We start from the raw sequence: 16,668 nt of genomic DNA, 5'->3' as shown, positions 1-16,668 counted from the left end.
TACAATCCAGGAGTGCTCAACTCGTGGCGGCTGCGGCTGCTCAGCCTGCTGGAAACCCTCGGTACCGTCCGCGCGGTCGCCGAGACGCTGCAGCTGAGCGCGTCGACGGTGTCCCAGCAACTCGCCGTGCTGGAGACCGAGTGCCGATGCCGGCTGCTGGAGCGGACCGGCAGGCGGGTGCGGCTGACTGAGGCCGGCCTGCTGCTGGCCCGCCGGGGCCGGGAGATCCTGGACCAGATGGCCGAGGCCGAGGCCGAGTTACGGGCGCTGAACGACGAGCCGATCGGCACCGTCCGGCTCGGGGTGTTCCAGAGTGCCATCTATCCCCTCGCGGTGCCGGCGGCGACGCGACTCGCCGCCACTCATCCGCATCTGCACCTGGAACTGGTCGAGTTGGAGCCGCACGAGAGCGGGCCGGCCCTGCGCGCGGGGGAAGCGGACGTCATCGTCACCACAACCGACTACGGCGGCCTGTCCTGGGGCGCGGACCTCGAGTTCGTTCCCCTGGGAACCGACCCGATCGTGCTGGTGCTGCCGCGTGGACATCCGCTCACCCACCGCACCACGGTGAACCTCGCGAGCTGCGCGGAGGAGACCTGGGCGTGTGACCGGCCCCGGTCGTACATGGCGGATCTGACCGTGCGGCTGTGCCGCGAGTCGGGGTTCGAGCCCCGGGTGGCATGCCGGTTCAGCAACTACCTGATGCTGCTCCAGCATGTCGAGTCGGGCCGGTCGATCGCCATGCTGCCCGCATTGGCCGTCACCCCGGACCACGCCGTCGTCACCCGGGAGCTCAGCACGCCGGTACACCGCAACGTGACCATCCTGGTGCGGCGCGGTGGCACGCAGCGCGCCGCGGTGAACACCGTGGTCGCGGCGCTACGCAACCACCCCGACATCCCGGCCTTGTCCGCACCGGACCAGCGCCTCGGCCGGTAGCGCCGGCGGGGCCCGCAACCGCCGGCGACATCGTCCGGCAGATCGAGGAGCACGCCGGAGAACCAGGGGACCACCTAGCGAAACCCCGATTGTTTCCGCTGATCCCACTCCTGATGATGGGCGACCGTGGCCGCGGCGGCCAGCTCGACCACCGGTGACAGCGAGTGTCATCCAGAAAGGACTCAGTGATGCGCAAGGCGATCGGTATCGTTGTCCTGACGGCGGCGGCCGCCTCGTGCCTGGCAGCCCCGGTCAGTGCCGCGCCCACCCCCGGCCACGGCGCCTCGCTGACGCGGGCGGTGTGCGACGGCGGTAACCAGCCCACGAACGGTTTCGAATGCGGCAGCGACCTCGCCGTTGCCCGGCACGAGGGGGACGGTCCGACCGGAGTCAGGCACGTCGATGACGCCTACATCTGGCTCGGCGAGCTGGCGGGCTTCTACGCGAAGGTGGGCGGCGACCTCCAGACCATGCTCGCCGCACCCGTCGAGGGTGTCCAGGCGGTCAACGTCTCGGTCCGCGCGTGCGCCGACGGGAGGGACTGCGTCAACGGGGCCTGGCCGACCTACTACAGCGACCGCCGAGTGGTGTTCTCGCACGGGCTGTTCTCCGATGACACCTTCGGCCACGAGTTCGCGCACGGTGTGCAGGACTACTACGGTGTCGTGGAATCCGGCAAGCAGGGCGAGGTCGGTGCGGTTCGCGAGGGCGTGGCCGACGTCCTCGGCGAGCTGTTCGACCTCACCAACGGCACACCGGACACCACGGACCGCTGGAAGATGGGCGACGGCTCGGTGTTCGGGGTGTACCGGGACATGGACGACCCGACCCTGCGGCGGATGCCCGACCGCAAGGGTGGGCAGTACTGGAGCACGCGAGGCAGCCCGGTCATCAATGCCGCCGTCATCGACAAGCTCGGATTCCTGATCAGCGAGGGGCAGACGTTCAACGGCCAGACCATCACCGGTATCGGCACGGCCAGGTCCGCGGCGCTGTGGTTCGCCGTGGTCCGCAACCAGCCGAAGGGTGCCGACTTCCGCGCCATCGCGGCCACCCTGCGCGAGGTGTGCGCGAGCAACGCCCGGGACGGCGTGGCGGGCACGAGCAACGCGGACTGCGCGCAGGTCGAGAAGGCGATCACCGCGACCCAGCTGGAACGCTGACTCGTGCGCGCGAGCGGGTGACCTTGCACTGCGCTCGCGGCTCGTGACGGGCCGCCACAGTACCCGGAACTCCGCCTGGCGACCACTATGAACTCAATCGCGACCGGCCGTCGTCACCGTGCCTAGCATCACACTCCCCGGTGCGAAGGCGCACCGCAGGCCAACGGAGGTCGCCCGTGGAAACGAGTCAGTCGCCGGACCGGCCGTACCGGATCGGGGTGGTGGCCGCGCTACTGGTGACCACCCTCGGCAGCGGGCTGCCGGCCAGTGCCGCAGACTCCCCTGCGGCGCGCGAACGTCCCGCTCCGGTGCCCTGCCCGGACGAGGTCACGGTGCCCGCGAGGTGCTACTCCGGGCAGGACGGCAATGGCGCCTACTACTCGATCGCCATCCCGGAGCAGTGGAACGGGTCCCTCGTGCTGCATGCCCACGGCGGCCCCGGCCTGACCGAGGACTCGGATCCGGAACGCAGTGACAAGGACCTCGCCCGCTGGGCGGTGATGGTGCGCGAGGGTTACGCCTGGGCCGGGTCGGCCTACCGGCGCGGCGGCTACGGCGTGCGGATGGCCGCCGAGGACACCGAGAACCTGCGGCGGCTGTTCGTGCGGACCTTCGGCCGGCCGAGCACGACGCTGCTGCACGGCCAGTCCTGGGGCGGGAACGTGGCGGCGAAGGCCGCGGAGATCCACGGCACCTGGCCGCCGCGCCCTTACGACGGCGTGTTGCTGACCAACGGCATGCTCGCCGGAGGCTCCCGGGGCTACGACTTCCGGGTGGATCTCCGCGTGGTCTACCAGTACTACTGCGGTAACCATCCGCGCCCCACCGAGCCGCAGTATCCACTGTGGATGGGTTTGCGCGAGGGTTCCACGATGACCCGGGCCGGGTTGCGCGCCAGGCTCCAGGAGTGCACCGGCTTCGCGTCGGCGCGGGGCGAGCGAACACCTCGGCAGCGGCAGAACCTGAGCGATATCCTCGCCGTGACGGGGATTCCGGAACGCACTCTGGAGTCACATCTGCGCTTCGCGACCTTCACCTTCCGCGACATCGTGCACGACCGGCTCGACGACCGGAACCCCTTCAGCAACCGGACCATCCGCTACACCGGCTCGTACGACGACGCGGCACTCAATGCCGGTGTCGAACGGTTCACCGCGGACCCTTCCGCGGTGCGTGACCTTTCCTTCGACAGCGACCCCACCGGCGCCATCTCGATTCCGGTGCTCACGATGCACGCGATCGGCGACCCTACCGCGTTCGTCGAGCAGGAGGCCGCCTATCGCGCCAGCCTGCGCGGCTCGCGCACCGCCGGGCGGCTCGTGCAGACCTTCACCAGGGAAGGCGAGCACAGCACGCTGAGCACGTCCGAGTACGCGACGGCCATCGACGAACTGGCGACCTGGGTGAACACCGGACGCACGCCGGCACCCGCCGACATCGCCGGCGCCTGCCCTGCACACGACGCGACCTACGGCACCGGGTGCTTCTTCGACCCCGGCTACGTCCCCGCCGCCTACTCGTCGCGGGTGTACCCGCGTCCTGGTGGCACGCGCTGGCCCGCGCTCTCCCCGCTGGCGGAGTGGGTACTGCGCTTCCGGCCCGGCGTGGGTATCCCCGCCTGAACGAGAATCGTGCCGACGTCCCCAGGGCAAAGGCAAGGAGGTAACCCACTCCTTGCCACTTTCAACATATAGCGCACCGGGGGCCTTGTGGCAAGACCCGGTTGGTGCCGCAGAATCTCCAGCCGACACCAGAACCTGCGGAAACGGGGCCCGAGGGGGCGGACGGGGGGAGATGAACGGATGGGCAGCTACGTGCTCGGTCTTCAGGAGATCGACCAGACGCGGGTCGCTGTCGGCGGCGGCAAGGGTGCGCACCTGGGAGAGCTTGCGCGGATCGAAGGCATCCGCGTGCCGGCCGGCTTTTGCGTGACGACGGACGCGTTCCGGCGAATCATGGCGGACGCGCGGTCGCTTGACGATCGGCTGGATCGGCTGTCGCGCCTTGACCCGGACGACCGGGAGGCGATTCGCACGCGTAGCGCGGAGATCCGGCAGGCCCTGGAAGGGATCGTCGTCCCTGACGAGGTGGCGGCGGCGATCACCGGCGCACTCGCCCGGCTCGGCGAGCGGGCCGCCTACGCCGTCCGATCGAGCGCGACGGCGGAGGACCTGCCCGCCGCCTCCTTCGCGGGCCAGCAGGACACGTACCTGAACGTCGTCGGGCAGGCGGCGATCCTGCGGCACGTCAGGCGGTGCTGGGCCTCGCTGTTCACCGAGCGGGCCGTGACCTACCGGCTGCGGAACGGCTTCGACCACCGCAAGGTCCACATGGCCGTGGTCGTGCAGCAGATGGTCTTCCCGCGGGCGGCCGGTGTCCTCTTCACGGCCGACCCCGCCACGTCCAGCCGGAAGGTCGCCTGCGTGGAGGCCGGCTTCGGCCTCGGCGAGGCCCTGGTCTCCGGCCTGGTGAACGCCGACGTCTACAAGGTGCGCGACGGCGACATCGTCGCCAAGGCGGTCGCCACCAAGCAGCGTGCCATCCACGCCTCGCCGGGAGGAGGAACGCAGGAACAGCCGATCGAGCCGGCGTGGCGGGAACAGCCGGCGCTGACGGACGCGCAGGTCGTGCGGCTCGCGCGGCTGGGCCGGCGGATCGAAGCGCACTTCGGCTGCCCCCAGGACATCGAATGGTGCCTTGCCGACGACGACTTCCATGTCGTGCAGAGCCGGCCGATCACCACGCTGTTCCCCGTTCCGGAGGCCGGGGACCGGGACAACCACGTCTATGTCTCCGTCGGTCATCAGCAGATGATGACCGACCCGATAAAGCCCCTGGGCCTCTCCGTGTGGCTGCTGACGACCCCTGCGCCGATGGTCGAGGCCGGTGGGCGCCTGTTCGTCGACGTCACCCAGATCCTGGCCTCGCCCGCGAACCGCGCCGGGCTCCTGGAGGTCGTGGGGAAGTCCGATCCGCTGATCGGGGACGCGCTGCAGACCATCCTCGAACGCGACGGCTTCATCCCGTCGCTCCCCGACGAGGGTCCCGGCGAGCCGGCCCCCGGCGTCGCGCCGGACCCGATCGAGACCGATCCGGCCGTCGTCACCGAGTTGATCGGGCGCACCCAGGCTTCCATCGACGCGTTGAAGCGCGACATCAGGACGAAGTCCGGAGCTGCGTTGCTCGACTTCATCCTGGCGGACATCCAGGAGCTGAGGCGGCTCCTGTTCGATCCGCGGAGCCATCAGGTGTTCATGTCGGCGATGGAAGCGACCCGGTGGCTCAACGAGCGACTGCAGGAGTGGCTGGGCGAGAAGAACGCGGCCGACACGCTCTCCCAGTCCGTCCCGCACAATGTCACCTCGGAGATGGGGCTGGCGCTCCTCGACGTCGCGGACGTGATCCGCCCGCATCCGGAAGTCGTCGCCTTTCTGCGCGATGTCGGGGACGAGGACTTCCTCGACGAGTTGGCCGAGCTCGACGGCGGGCGGGAAGCGCGTGACGCCATCGCGGCCTACCTCGACAAGTACGGCATGCGCTGCGTCGGTGAAATCGATATCACCAGGCCGCGTTGGAGCGAACGGCCCACCACGCTCCTGCCCATGCTCCTCTCCAACATCAAGAACGCCGAGCCGGGCGCCGGCGAGCGCCACTTCGAGCAAGGGCGGCAGGAGGCGTGGAAGAAGGAACAGGAACTGCTGGAGCGCTTGCGGGCTCTGCCGGACGGGGAGTGGAAGGCCGAAGAAACCAAACGGAAGATCGACCTCGTCCGGACGTTCATCGGGTACCGCGAGTACCCGAAGTACGGCATGGTCAGCCGTTACTTCGTCTACAAGCAGGCCTTGCTGGACGAGGCCGCGCGTCTCGTGCGGGCCGACGTGCTTCGGGAGAAGGAAGACATCTTCTTTCTGAGGTTCCAGGAACTTCACGACGTCGTGCGTACGAACCAGGTCGATGACGAGCTCATCTGTTGGCGGAAGGCCGCGTTCAGGTCGTATCAGGCGCTCACGCCACCCCGGGTGCTCACCTCGGACGGCGAGGCCCTCGCCGGAGCGTACCGGCGCGACGATCTGCCAACCGGCGCGCTGGTCGGCCTACCGGTGTCCGCCGGGACCGTCGAGGGGCGGGCCCGAGTCGTCCTGGACATGGCGACTGCCGATGTCGAACCGGGCGACATCCTGGTCACGGCTCATACGGACCCCAGCTGGTCGCCCCTGTTCGTCGCGATCGCGGGCCTGGTGACGGAGGTCGGGGGCCTGATGACCCACGGCGCGGTGATCGCACGGGAATACGGCCTGCCGGCCGTCGTCGGGGTGGAACAGGCCACGCACCTGATCCAGGATGGGCAGCGGATCCGGGTGAACGGAACCGATGGGTACGTCGAGATCCTCCCCGCGAGGTGACGGGCTGAGCCTCGTCGCGCCCCGAGCCACACCGGCCGCCCGCGCGGAGCGGGATGCTAGGCGTGCTCGTACCTGCGGCCGCCGTCACCCTCCCAGCGCTCGGCGACCATATCCGGTTCATCGCCCGACTCGCCGCCGACCGCGACGGGGCGGGCGGTGAGCAGCACATCGGTGCCGTCGACGTTGTCCGGTCTGGACGCCATGATCAGCACCCGATGCGCGGCCACTTCCGCCGTATCCGGCGGCACAACCAGCAAGGTCAGACGCCGGCCGCCTGCCCCGGCCACCGCCACGAGATCGGGAGCCTGCGAGAAGGACCCGTCCAGCCGCACCTGGTGGCCGACCGCGGCCTTGCGCACGGCCAGGTCCCAGACACTCAGGTTGTAGGTAACCCGCTCGACCCGGCCGAGCCGGGGCCGCAACGCCGCCAGCAACGCAGGTAACTCGGCACTCAGATTCCGCGACCGTGGCCACCACGCACCATCGACGAACCCAGTGCTCGAAGCGACCGGTGGCTTCAGCCTCAATCGCACTTGGGACGGCATAACGGCCATCGCGGAACCGGTAGCGATCAACGTACTCGGGACCGACCTCATGTCGGTACTCCCATCTCCGGCCTGAACCCGCCAGCCGGACTGCCGCCGAGGACGACGCGGACTTGATCACCCGCATACGAGGTACTCTCGACACCGTCGATCCTACGCCTTCCGGCGCGCATCGGCGGGTCCTCGTCGCCGCCGACCGGTGCGACTTCACGGTGATGGCCGCCGGGAGATCGTCAAGCGGACCCGACCGTGCCGACGAGCGCGATGGCGGTCACCCGCCGGCATGAACCGGAGGCCGAGCACGCGAGGTCCCATAGGATGATCGTCCGCTAACGGCGGAGTGCCCTTCGCCGGACGAACCCGATCGCGGCCGTGCCGACGAACAGCACGATTCCGACGATCGCGATCCACATCAGCCCTTCCACAGCGAACCCGACGATCGCCACGATGAGCCAGAGCACGAGCAGAACGATCAACAGGATCAACACGGCGGCCTCCGAAGGCATCCCTTGGCGATGGTCATTCGTCCACCCCGGTCAGAGTCCCACGTAGTACGACTCGCTGCACAACAGTGGTCGTGCGCTGATCGGCGGAGGTGAAGTGCCACTTCGGCCCAGTAGGTCTCGCCAGTGTCGATCGCCCTGGACATGGCACCGCACTCGGCCTTTCAGCGTTCGACCGAACCCGCCGGTCGGCCCGGGCGGAACGTGTACCATGGCAGCAAGTGCCCCAGCCCCCGGCGTGACGTCAGCCGACCGAGGAACCGCTTATGGCACAGAACGACTTCACGGGGATCGCCGACGTACATCACAGCGTCGTCGCGGCCATCCTGCGCGCTGCCCAACGGGGTGTGTTCACCTCAGCGGAGGCGCAGCTGTTCATCGACCGGTTCCGCATCCCCCTCGAAAGTCCTGACGAGACCATGTCCAGTGACAAATGAGTCTACAGTGGACTGTATGGAACTCGCCGTGACCTGATCACCCGAATATCCGCGATCTCTGAACCGAGGAGTCATCATGGGGATCATCGCCTGGATGGTGCTGGGCCTCGTCGCCGGAATTGTCGCCAAGCTGGCGCTCGGCGCCAAAGCGAAACACGGCGTCATCGTCACGATCCTTGTCGGCATCGCCGGCGCGTTGATCGGCGGTTGGGTGGCATCGACCCTCTTCGGCGTCGACACCACCCAAGGGTTCTTCGACCTGTCCACCTGGGTCACCGCCACCTTGGGAGCCGTCATCCTGCTCCTGATCTACCACGCGATCACCGCGGGCCGCGGCAACAGCAGCCTGAAGACTTTCCTGCGCGCCCCGCGTACCCGCCGATAACCCCGATCTGCCCACTTCCTGCTGGTCAGTGGCCTACCGGTCGCCGTGAAATCCGCACATGCGAGGATCCGGCGCGACGGCTACCGGCGAAACGCGGCGAGTGGGGCGTGGGGGTGCTTGCGCCAGGCCGTGGAACGGCATCACCGCCGGATGCCCGGGCGCGTTACCGCAGGCCGAGGGAGCGGGTGAGGTGGGTGGTCCACCAGCGGAGCTGGGGGGCGGGGGTGGTGGCCGTCCGGCCGCTGATGCCGGCGCCGCGGCGGAACGTCGGGCCGTACAGGGGTTCGGTGGCGAGGGCCTGGTGGAGAGCGGCGACGGCGAGCCGGGTGTCCTCGACAGGGATGTCGGCGGCGCCGGGGCGCAGGGCATGGAGCGCGTCGACGACCGGGTCCAGCATCCCTGATCCCTCGTCTCGCCACCCGGCGGCGTGGAGCGCCACCGCCAGCTCGCCGTAGCCCCGGCGGTAGAAGGCCGCCAAGGCGTCGACCAGCTCACCGAGATCGGCGCCGCGGTTGAGCCAGGAACCCAGCACCTCCTCCACCCCGGCCCGGATCTTCCGGCCGCCGTGGCGCAGCAGCGCTTCCAGGAGGCGGTCACGGCTACCGAAGTGGTGGTTGACCCCCGCGTCGGTCATGCCGACGCGGGTGGCGATGGCCCGGACCTGGACGGCGGCCACACCACCCTCGGCGAGGAGCCTCTCCGCGGCATCCAGGATCAGGCGCCGCGCCTCGTCGGGAGGGCGGCGCACCCGGGAATGTGTCACACCAGGACCTTACCTTGACAGGTCAAGGTAAGGCTCCCTACCGTCTTACCTTGACCTGTCAAGGTAGCGGAGGTGGCACCGCCATGATCGACTCAACCGTCCCTCGGGCACGGCGGATCGCCCGTCCTGATGCGGTCCTTCGAGGCGAGGAGGCGGGCGCCGGGCCGGCCGTCCTGCTGCTCCACGCCGGTGGTGAGCGTCGTCGGGTGTGGACGCCGGTCGTCGACGTCCTCGTCGATGCCGGGTTCCGGTGCGTGGCCTTCGATCAGCGCGGCCACGGTGGCAGCGACGGCTCGCTGCGGGCGCTCGCGCCCTGCGCGGAGGACGTCGCCGCCATGCTGCACGCCGAGCCACCGGGGTGTGTGCTGGTCGGTGCCTCGCTGGGCGGGCTCGCCGCCATCGCCGCCATCGGCGATCCGGTGGTGCGGGCCAGGGTGGCGGGCCTGGTGCTGGTGGACGTCGTGCCCGATCTCGAGCCCCACCGGGTCCGGGGCTTTCTCGCCGCAAGCGGTCTGCTCGACGGCTACACCGAGCTCGTCGACGACATCCTCGCCCAGGTTCCACGGCTGCGGCAGGTCACCGCGGAGCTCGACCTGCCCGTCCTGCTCGTCCGCGGTGGCAGCGGGTCGCCCGTCACCGACGACGACGTCGACCGGTTGCTACGCCTGGCTCCGCACGCCACGGTGACCCGCATCTCCGGTGCCGGACACCTCGTCGCCCGGGACCAGCCGGTGGCGTTGGCGGAGACCATCGCCGCCGGCATCACCGAATGGCCGGCGCGGCGGCCGGCGACCGGGAACTAGGCCCTCGTCTACCGCTACGACGTCGGCGATCGGAGCACGACCTACGCCCGCCTCGGCGAAACGCCGCTTCCGCACGCCGCGCATGAAGACGGCAACGATCCGATCATCGTTATCCGCTGAGCCGCAAAGGTTCGACTGGTTCGGGTCCTGCCTCGACTGGCGCACCCAACAAGGCACTATACGAACCTGAACCTGCTGGTCAACGGCCTACCGGCCACCATAAAACCTGCCCACGTGAAATCCGGCGCGATGGATACCGGCGGACGCGATGACCCGTAGCGGAGGGTAGCGTCAGCAACTTGTCACCCTTCTGCGCTGCACGTGTCACCGGCCGAAGCGAAACGCACTCTTTGCCGATGAGCGTGCGCTGGCAGGGATGGGAGTTCTCGGCAACGCCTGTCCCTGCGGTACCCCGGCCAGCTGGCCAGTGCGCCCTACTTCGGTGCCTGGAAGCCGCCGGTCTTCTGCTCGAGTAGTTCGGCCAGTCACAGCGGGGTGAGGTCCTCGAACATCGGACCGATGAGCTGCACGCCGACCGGCAAGCCGTCGGGGGACCGGCCCGCGGGTATGGCGGTGGCGGGCAGGCCGGCATGGTGGCCAGGCCGGCCCAGACGAGCTGGTCGAGGTAGGGGTACTCGACGCCGTCGATGTCGATGCGCCGTTCCAGCGGATTGGGGTTGTGGTCGTGCGGGAACGCGGGCGTCGGCGTGATCGGGCACACCACGGCGTCGAACTCGGCGAACAGCTGCCGCCAGGCGTGGCGAGCTCAGCCGGCCGCTCCCGCCATCCGAACACGCCGACGAGCGTGTCGCCGCCGTACTCGACGTGCTCTACGTGATGTTCACTGAGGCGCACCACACAACCACCGGCGCGCCGCCCCGCGACGCGGATCTCGCCGCCGAGGCGATTCGCCTGACCCGGCTCCTCCATCGGAGCCTCCCCGAGTCCACCGAGGTCGCGGGACTCCTCGCATTGATGCTGCTCACCGAGGCCCGCCACCCAGCTCGGGTAGGACCGGACGGGCACCTCAAGCCGCTCGACGAGCTGGACCGGACATTGTGGGACCAGGAACTGATCGACCAAGGAATCAAACTCGTCGAACAAGCCGCCCCAGGTGCCAAACCCGGCCTCTACCTGCTCCAGGCCTGCATCGCAGGCCTGCACGCCGAAGCCCAGATCGATGAGCTGGAAACCCACGACGCAGCCAACGCCTACCGACGAGCCATCGCCGTCACTGTCAATCTCGCCGAGCAACAACACCTCAGACACCGCCTACGCCGCCTCTCCGGCGCACACGAGTGAGGAATCGCCCCAGGACGCGGCCAGACATCACGGGGTCATAACACGGTTCTGCGCCCGCCGCTTCTGGCTGTCATCGCTGGCGGGTAGGGTTTTTGCGCTGGTTGGCATTGAAGCGCGCTTTCTTCTGACGATTCCCGCACGTGTTCATCTCACACCATTTGCGGGTGCGACTTTGGCTGGTGTCGAAGAAGGCGGCTTGGCAGGTTGGCGATGCACACAAGGCCAATTTTCCGTCTCGTTCGCCTGCGATGATGCTGATCGCGTCGGCGGCGATCACGCCGAGGGCGTCTTCCACGCGGGAAGCCGAGCTGAGCCGCCATCGCCGATTGCCATCGGGCGTCAGGATAGCCGCGGCCCGCCCCTGAGCGCTGCGGTCATTGATGACTTGGACAGCAGACGCGGGGAGAGCATCCTGGATCGCGGCCGCTGTCGCAGCGGCGTGAATCGACTCCCGCAGGTCCCAAGCGAGTCCGAGCTGACCGGTGGTGCAGGAATCCACGGCGAGGCCGTTCACCGCCAGCCAGTCGACGAGTCGGCGCGGCGTGGGAATGCGCTCCACGGTGTCGCCATGACGCTCCGTCAGAGTCGCCGTGAAGCTGGTCGCTAGCACGTTACCGAGGCGAAAGTCAGGGAATTCAGCAGGCATGGAACCACCTTAGCCGGTTGCACGCTGACATGAAGACATGATAGAACCGTCTTAGCCGGTTCGCGATAGGTCGTAGCCGGTTCCTCGCTAGCCAGGAGGTCTCATGCCCTGTCTCACCAGCGACGTGCAAGCCTTTGAAGCCCACGCGACTGACGCCGACCTCGACGATCTGCGCGCGCGATTAGCCGTGGCGCGGCTACCGGAGACCGAGACGGTCTATCGCGCCGCGCCCGACCCTCGCCGATGGGAACAGGGCGTTCCTCTCGCCGATCTCGTCGATGTCGTGAACTACTGGCGCACCGGGTACAACTGGCGGTCGTTCGAAGAGTGCCTTAACCGTATCGGCCAGTTCCGCACGACCATTGATGATCTGGGAATCCACTTCCTGCACCGCCGATCCGCGCGCACAGATGCCACTCCTCTGATCTTGACGCACGGCTGGCCAGGCAGCATCGCTGAGTTCATCGATGTAGTAGACGAGCTGGCAGATCCGAAAGATGCGGACGCGCCAGCGTTCCACGTCGTGGTCCCGTCGCTACCAGGCTTTGGTTACAGCGACAAGCCGGTCACCACCGGGTGGGGAACCGAAAAGATCGCGGCCGCATGGGTGGAACTGATGGGAAGGCTCGGCTACAGCAAGTTCGTGGCCCACGGCGGCGACTGGGGAGGTAATATCACCACGGTTCTCGGCGGCAGGTTCCCGGCGCACGTTCTCGGAATCCATACAACGTTCGCGGAGGGGCCATCCGGGTTGACAACGGAAGGGCTGACGGCGGTCGAGCGCAAGTGGACCGAGGAAACCCGCGATTTCTGGCGCCACCGCGCGGCGTACGCGAAGCAGCAGGCGACCCGACCACAGACCATCGGCTACTCGCTCGTCGACTCACCGGTCGGGCTTCTCGCCTGGATCCTTGACAAGTTCGCCGAGTGGTCAGACACCGAAGACAGCCCATTCGAGACGATCTCCAGAGACAGAATTCTCGACAACGTCACCCTGTATTGGCTGACGCGAACCGGCGCATCGTCAGCCCGCATTTACTACGAAAGCCACAACTCGCTCGACCCCGAACTTCGGGTCGACGTCCCGTCAGCAATCACTATGTATCCCCGCGACATCGAGAAATATCCGCGCGCCTGGGCGCAGGAGCGGTACCGACAGATCGTCCGATGGAGGTCGCCCGAAACCGGGGGACATTTCCCGTCGCTGGAGGTTTCCGAGTACTTCGTCAAAGATCTGCAAGAAGGCCTCGCGGCAGTGCTGGCCGCCAAGAGGTAACGATCCGATCACCGTCGCCGTTCGCCGTACAACATCCCGAATGGTTCGGATGTTGCCTGGACTGCGCACCCAACCAAGCCAGTATACGAACCTGAACCTGCTGGTCAGCGGCTTGTCGGTGGCTGTCGAGTCAGCACATGCGAAGATGCGCCGTACCGGCTCCCGGCGAAACACGGTGGCCGGTAACGGAGGGTAGTGCCAGTCGTTTTCCGGTTGTTTGAACCGCGCTTCGCTGGCCGGTGCTGACGTTCTCTTCTGCCGATGAGCGGATGTTTCGTGCACAGGTTTCGGCGGCCTTCGTTTGTGACGCGGTCCGGTTGCGATGTTCGGTGACTGCGGGCGGGGGCCCGTGTCGGTGTTCGGGGCCCCGCCCGCGTTGGCAGGGCGGTCGGTGGTGAGTGTCAGTTCCGAGCCATAGCGCCATCGTCAACGTCGGATCAGGTTCTTCGGCTAATCGGCGGTGGATCGGCGAGTACGCCGAGCAGTTTCGGAGGCGCTGATCGGTCTCAGTGGAATGCGGCGATGTTGTGGGCGGCCCAGTCGGCGAAGGGGCGCGGGGCGCGGCCGAGGACCCGCTGGACGTCCGGGCTGACGCGCAGTTCGGCCGGGCTCGGGGAGCTGAGGATGTCCAGGGTGTCGTCGGCGAGCTCGGCCGGCATGCTCTGGGTCATGCTGGTCTTGGCCTCGTCGCGGGTGAGGTCGTGGAACCGTACCGGCGAGCCCAGCGCGGCGGCAATGGCCTCCGCCTGCTGGCGCGGGGTGATGACCTCCGGTCCGGTCAGCTCGTACACGCCGCCGGCGTGCCGGTCGTCCAGCAGGCAGGCCGCGGCGACCTCGGCGATGTCCGCCGGGTCGATGATGGGCACCCCGATGTCGCCGAAGGGCGCGGCGACGACCCGGCGCGTGCGGACGGATTCGGCCCACCACAGGGCGTTGGAGGCGAAGCCACCCGGCCGCAGGATGGCCCAGTCCAGGCCGGATTCCCGCAGCACGTCCTCCAGCGCGCGCATCGCGATCCGCGTCGGGCCGTGGGGTCTGGTCGCCACCGCCAGCGAGGTCTGCAGGACGACCCGACGCACCCCGCCGGCCGCGGCCTTGCTGAGGATGTCGGCCGGGTTGGCTCCGGCGGCGTGCAGATCGCCGGGCAGGAGTAGGAACAACGCCTTCGCCCCTGCCAGCGCGGGCTCGAGGCCGGACGGTTCGGCCAGGTCGGCCACCACGTGGCGGACGCCGTCCGGCACCGCCGCGGCGTGCCGCGACACCGCCGTCACCTGCTGGCCCGCCTCGGCCAGCGCCTGTGTCAACGGCCGGCCCACATTCCCGGTAGCCCCGGTCACCACAATCATGAACCAGCGTTGACCGAAGGACACAGTGCAGCGCGGGGAGTTTGTCCAGATGGTCGGCGATGTGATCGCGAGGCGCGTTCGGTTCCGGCGCGCGGCCAACGATATGGAGGATTGCTCCGATGCGATGTGCGGGGTCGCCGTGCACTAAAACGTCGAACGGAGTCGGGCGGATCTGCGCTATGGTGTTCACGCCTCCCTTTATGCTCCGAACCTGCGCTCTCTTCGATGAAAATCATCGAAGATCTCATCAACAGTGCTCGGCGTGAAATCCGGCATGTATTCGTCTCTGCACACGATTTCAAGGTAGGGCGACAGTGCAGGGAAGAATCCCGAGAAGCGCATGTCTCCTCCGGCACGTATCCACAGGTCGATGGCGTCTGGAACGGCACACTCCTTGGCTATCTCGGCGGTGGTGACTGGACGTGGGTGTCCGCGGAAGCGGTTGACGAGGTCGACGATCTCTTCGGGCAGACTCCAGCCCACCGTGATAGTTATTGGGAACCCCGAGGCGTGCTCGGATTCCTTCTCTGCGAACAGTTTCCGTACGTCTGGAGGAACCGGGGAGAGGTTGCCGGCCACAGTGAATTTGATCGGGATGCCGCACATGTCAGGGATCGACGCCCCGGCCTCCAGGAAATTGCGCACCTTCTTACCTGGGCGCTCCAGGTTTACACGTGAAGCGATGGTGACATACAATCTGTTAATTCCGCGGACATGCATCGCCTCCGCCGACATTGCAATCGCCTTGACGGATTTCATCCGGCCTTCACATTCGGTGACGTCGTGCTTACGTGCCCATCGACGACTTCCGTCGGGCACCAGCAATACGTTCATGGCGGCATTCCTTTAATCTCGTGATGCTCAAGGCATTTCTGGCGGTTGACCCGCTAGACAGCACCCTTTGGGCGGCGGGTTGCGGAGATTGCTCTGATGGCCGCAGAAGCCGTGATACGATCGATCACCGGCCAGTTGTTGTAATGAGCCATTCGCGCCAGGTACCGGTCCGGTTCGAATGCGAACGGATTGCCGACGATTTCGAGGAGCTCGGCGTCGGCAGGGGAATTTCCGACGGCCATTGATTTTTCGGTATCAAGTTTCCGTGCATCGGTTCGGTGCAGCAGTGCGTGAAATGCGCCAAACTTACCTCCTGCGAGTGCCGGAGCGGAGATCAACTCTCCAGTAAATCGGCCGTCGTAAACTGCGAACTCCGTGGCGGACCACTGGTGAAAACCCAGTGCTGTGGCAGCGACCCGAACCGTTTGCGCCGGACTTCCGGAAATCAACCAGATCTGATACCCGGCACCCCGCAGTGACTCCAGCGCGGGCCATACATAATGGTGCAGACGAGTCGCGGCCTGGCGCCAGACTAGTTCCGCCTGATGAGCTACATACTCAACGGCAAGCCCAGCGAACGTCTTCTGCAAGATCTGGTGCAGTCGGACCATCAGTTCGTCATGGCTGACCGCGCCATCCTGGTACTCCGACATCAGACATGTGATCGAATTAATGTCGACGTCGACATGTCGGGCGAACGCGTATGCAAGATCGAGAGCCAGTGCGCCGGGCAGCAGAGTACCGTCCAGATCAAATACTGCAACTTTCATGAGTACACTTCCAAGCTGGGTATATATTTTCCAGATTGGAGACCTGCGCGCAGTGCGTGATTGAATTCAACAGTAGATTGCGAGAAGGGACCGTGGACTTCTCCTCGAAGATCGTATTCCTTACCAGTCCTTCCGGAACGCAGTACCTTTAAATCTAAACTCTATGCTGCACCCGCCCCCATGTAATGACAACTTTAAGTACCTGAATGGGTGCGAAAAGTACACATGTGACTTAGAATGCGTCACTCCAAGTAACCATCTGCAACTGGCTGTCCGCGGTTCGTTCACCTGGGCGCAGCAACCTCGTGCGCGCGAACGGACAGTTGCGCGCGGAGCGGCTTGCGATAGCTGACGGAGTTGTACGCGCAGAATGAGATCATGGTGCGGGTCGATCCCGCACGCGCCGACCATCTCCTCGCGACCACCAACGCACGGCCGGATGGAGCTGAAAGGCCGAGCGATCCAGAGCTGGCTGCACGTCGACGGCGACGACCCGCACATCAAGCGCCAACTCACCCAAATGGGCCGGTGATGCGCCCGCCGAGCGCGGGTC

Annotated in this window: 15 protein-coding genes and 2 pseudogenes; 9 read left to right on the top strand and 8 right to left on the bottom strand. The window is 67.1% G+C overall.

The features are described from left to right. Positions 1 to 12 precede the first annotated feature (12 nt). From FB471_RS12460 to rph, 4 genes are all read left to right on the top strand, one after another. Positions 13 to 939, top strand: coding sequence for a LysR family transcriptional regulator (locus tag FB471_RS12460; RefSeq protein ID WP_141997998.1), 927 nt, complete (start codon positions 13 to 15; stop codon positions 937 to 939). Positions 940 to 1,127: 188 nt separating this feature from the next. Further along, positions 1,128 to 2,102 carry a M4 family metallopeptidase gene (locus FB471_RS12455; RefSeq protein WP_141997996.1) on the top strand — a complete coding sequence of 325 codons (975 nt, stop codon included), beginning with the start codon at positions 1,128 to 1,130 and terminating at the stop codon, positions 2,100 to 2,102. Positions 2,103 to 2,278: 176 nt separating this feature from the next. Further along, the gene (locus tag FB471_RS12450) at positions 2,279 to 3,724 is read left to right on the top strand and encodes a hypothetical protein (RefSeq protein ID WP_211358020.1); all 1,446 of its coding nucleotides are present in this window, start codon (positions 2,279 to 2,281) and stop codon (positions 3,722 to 3,724) included. Between the two features lie 180 nt (positions 3,725 to 3,904). Next, positions 3,905 to 6,505 carry a rifamycin-inactivating phosphotransferase gene (gene rph / locus FB471_RS12445; protein ID WP_141997992.1) on the top strand — a complete coding sequence of 867 codons (2,601 nt, stop codon included), beginning with the start codon at positions 3,905 to 3,907 and terminating at the stop codon, positions 6,503 to 6,505. 56 nt (positions 6,506 to 6,561) lie between these two features. Here the strand turns inward: rph and FB471_RS12440 are convergent, their stop codons facing one another. Next, positions 6,562 to 7,050, bottom strand: a complete 489-nt coding sequence (locus FB471_RS12440) for a DUF5994 family protein (RefSeq protein WP_246076372.1) — start codon at positions 7,048 to 7,050, stop codon at positions 6,562 to 6,564. 329 nt (positions 7,051 to 7,379) lie between these two features. After that, the gene (locus FB471_RS34100) at positions 7,380 to 7,556 is read right to left on the bottom strand and encodes a hypothetical protein (RefSeq protein WP_170220637.1); all 177 of its coding nucleotides are present in this window, start codon (positions 7,554 to 7,556) and stop codon (positions 7,380 to 7,382) included. Positions 7,557 to 7,819: 263 nt separating this feature from the next. Here FB471_RS34100 and FB471_RS34095 point away from each other — a divergent pair, with 263 nt between their 5' ends. Both FB471_RS34095 and FB471_RS12435 read left to right on the top strand, forming a co-directional pair. Further along, positions 7,820 to 7,990 (top strand): hypothetical protein, encoded by a 171-nt coding sequence (locus tag FB471_RS34095; RefSeq protein ID WP_170220793.1) that lies wholly within the window; start codon positions 7,820 to 7,822, stop codon positions 7,988 to 7,990. 76 nt (positions 7,991 to 8,066) lie between these two features. Continuing rightward, a complete protein-coding gene (locus tag FB471_RS12435; RefSeq protein ID WP_141997989.1) occupies positions 8,067 to 8,375 on the top strand; it encodes a GlsB/YeaQ/YmgE family stress response membrane protein in 309 nt (102 codons plus the stop codon). A gap of 163 nt (positions 8,376 to 8,538) precedes the next feature. Here the strand turns inward: FB471_RS12435 and FB471_RS12430 are convergent, their stop codons facing one another. Further along, a complete protein-coding gene (locus FB471_RS12430; protein WP_246076371.1) occupies positions 8,539 to 9,138 on the bottom strand; it encodes a TetR/AcrR family transcriptional regulator in 600 nt (199 codons plus the stop codon). 83 nt (positions 9,139 to 9,221) lie between these two features. Here FB471_RS12430 and FB471_RS12425 point away from each other — a divergent pair, with 83 nt between their 5' ends. Continuing rightward, positions 9,222 to 9,941, top strand: a complete 720-nt coding sequence (locus tag FB471_RS12425) for an alpha/beta fold hydrolase (RefSeq protein ID WP_246076370.1) — start codon at positions 9,222 to 9,224, stop codon at positions 9,939 to 9,941. Between the two features lie 485 nt (positions 9,942 to 10,426). On the opposite strand, the pseudogene FB471_RS12420 reads toward FB471_RS12425, so the two are convergent. Continuing rightward, positions 10,427 to 10,704, bottom strand: a pseudogene (locus FB471_RS12420) (amidase family protein); the annotation flags it as partial. A 53-nt stretch (positions 10,705 to 10,757) separates the two neighbouring features. Here FB471_RS12420 and FB471_RS12415 point away from each other — a divergent pair. Continuing rightward, positions 10,758 to 11,243: pseudogene (locus FB471_RS12415) on the top strand (DUF6596 domain-containing protein); the annotation flags it as partial. 70 nt (positions 11,244 to 11,313) lie between these two features. Here FB471_RS12415 and FB471_RS12410 read toward each other — a convergent pair. After that, positions 11,314 to 11,889 (bottom strand): CGNR zinc finger domain-containing protein, encoded by a 576-nt coding sequence (locus FB471_RS12410; protein WP_141997987.1) that lies wholly within the window; start codon positions 11,887 to 11,889, stop codon positions 11,314 to 11,316. A 103-nt stretch (positions 11,890 to 11,992) separates the two neighbouring features. On the opposite strand from FB471_RS12410, the gene FB471_RS12405 reads away from it, so the two are divergent. Beyond that, entirely contained in the window at positions 11,993 to 13,165 is a 1,173-nt protein-coding gene (locus tag FB471_RS12405; protein WP_141997985.1) for an epoxide hydrolase family protein, read from the top strand. 506 nt (positions 13,166 to 13,671) lie between these two features. Here FB471_RS12405 and FB471_RS12400 read toward each other — a convergent pair. The 3 genes from FB471_RS12400 to FB471_RS12390 form a co-directional block, all read right to left on the bottom strand. Further along, complete coding sequence (locus FB471_RS12400; RefSeq protein WP_141997416.1) at positions 13,672 to 14,511, bottom strand: SDR family oxidoreductase; 840 nt, start codon at positions 14,509 to 14,511, stop codon at positions 13,672 to 13,674. 198 nt (positions 14,512 to 14,709) lie between these two features. After that, positions 14,710 to 15,345, bottom strand: a complete 636-nt coding sequence (locus FB471_RS12395) for an undecaprenyl diphosphate synthase family protein (protein ID WP_141997983.1) — start codon at positions 15,343 to 15,345, stop codon at positions 14,710 to 14,712. A 53-nt stretch (positions 15,346 to 15,398) separates the two neighbouring features. Further along, positions 15,399 to 16,115 (bottom strand): HAD family hydrolase, encoded by a 717-nt coding sequence (locus FB471_RS12390; protein ID WP_141997981.1) that lies wholly within the window; start codon positions 16,113 to 16,115, stop codon positions 15,399 to 15,401. Positions 16,116 to 16,668: the final 553 nt, after the last annotated feature.

This window comes from Amycolatopsis cihanbeyliensis (assembly GCF_006715045.1).
Lineage (GTDB): Bacteria > Actinomycetota > Actinomycetes > Mycobacteriales > Pseudonocardiaceae > Amycolatopsis > Amycolatopsis cihanbeyliensis.
This window is presented reverse-complemented; position numbering and strand designations above follow the sequence as displayed.

Bases quoted from the DNA above. Each gene is read 5' to 3' on its own strand.
- FB471_RS12455 (WP_141997996.1), top strand. From the start codon at position 1,128: ATGCGCAAGGCGATCGGTATCGTTGTCCTGACGGCGGCGGCCGCCTCG.
- rph (WP_141997992.1), top strand. From the start codon at position 3,905: ATGGGCAGCTACGTGCTCGGTCTTCAGGAGATCGACCAGACGCGGGTC.
- FB471_RS12440 (WP_246076372.1), bottom strand. From the start codon at position 7,050: ATGCCGTCCCAAGTGCGATTGAGGCTGAAGCCACCGGTCGCTTCGAGC.
- FB471_RS34100 (WP_170220637.1), bottom strand. From the start codon at position 7,556: ATGCCTTCGGAGGCCGCCGTGTTGATCCTGTTGATCGTTCTGCTCGTG.
- FB471_RS34095 (WP_170220793.1), top strand. From the start codon at position 7,820: ATGGCACAGAACGACTTCACGGGGATCGCCGACGTACATCACAGCGTC.
- FB471_RS12435 (WP_141997989.1), top strand. From the start codon at position 8,067: ATGGGGATCATCGCCTGGATGGTGCTGGGCCTCGTCGCCGGAATTGTC.
- FB471_RS12425 (WP_246076370.1), top strand. From the start codon at position 9,222: ATGATCGACTCAACCGTCCCTCGGGCACGGCGGATCGCCCGTCCTGAT.
- FB471_RS12410 (WP_141997987.1), bottom strand. From the start codon at position 11,889: ATGCCTGCTGAATTCCCTGACTTTCGCCTCGGTAACGTGCTAGCGACC.
- FB471_RS12405 (WP_141997985.1), top strand. From the start codon at position 11,993: ATGCCCTGTCTCACCAGCGACGTGCAAGCCTTTGAAGCCCACGCGACT.
- FB471_RS12400 (WP_141997416.1), bottom strand. From the start codon at position 14,511: ATGATTGTGGTGACCGGGGCTACCGGGAATGTGGGCCGGCCGTTGACA.
- FB471_RS12395 (WP_141997983.1), bottom strand. From the start codon at position 15,345: ATGAACGTATTGCTGGTGCCCGACGGAAGTCGTCGATGGGCACGTAAG.
- FB471_RS12390 (WP_141997981.1), bottom strand. From the start codon at position 16,115: ATGAAAGTTGCAGTATTTGATCTGGACGGTACTCTGCTGCCCGGCGCA.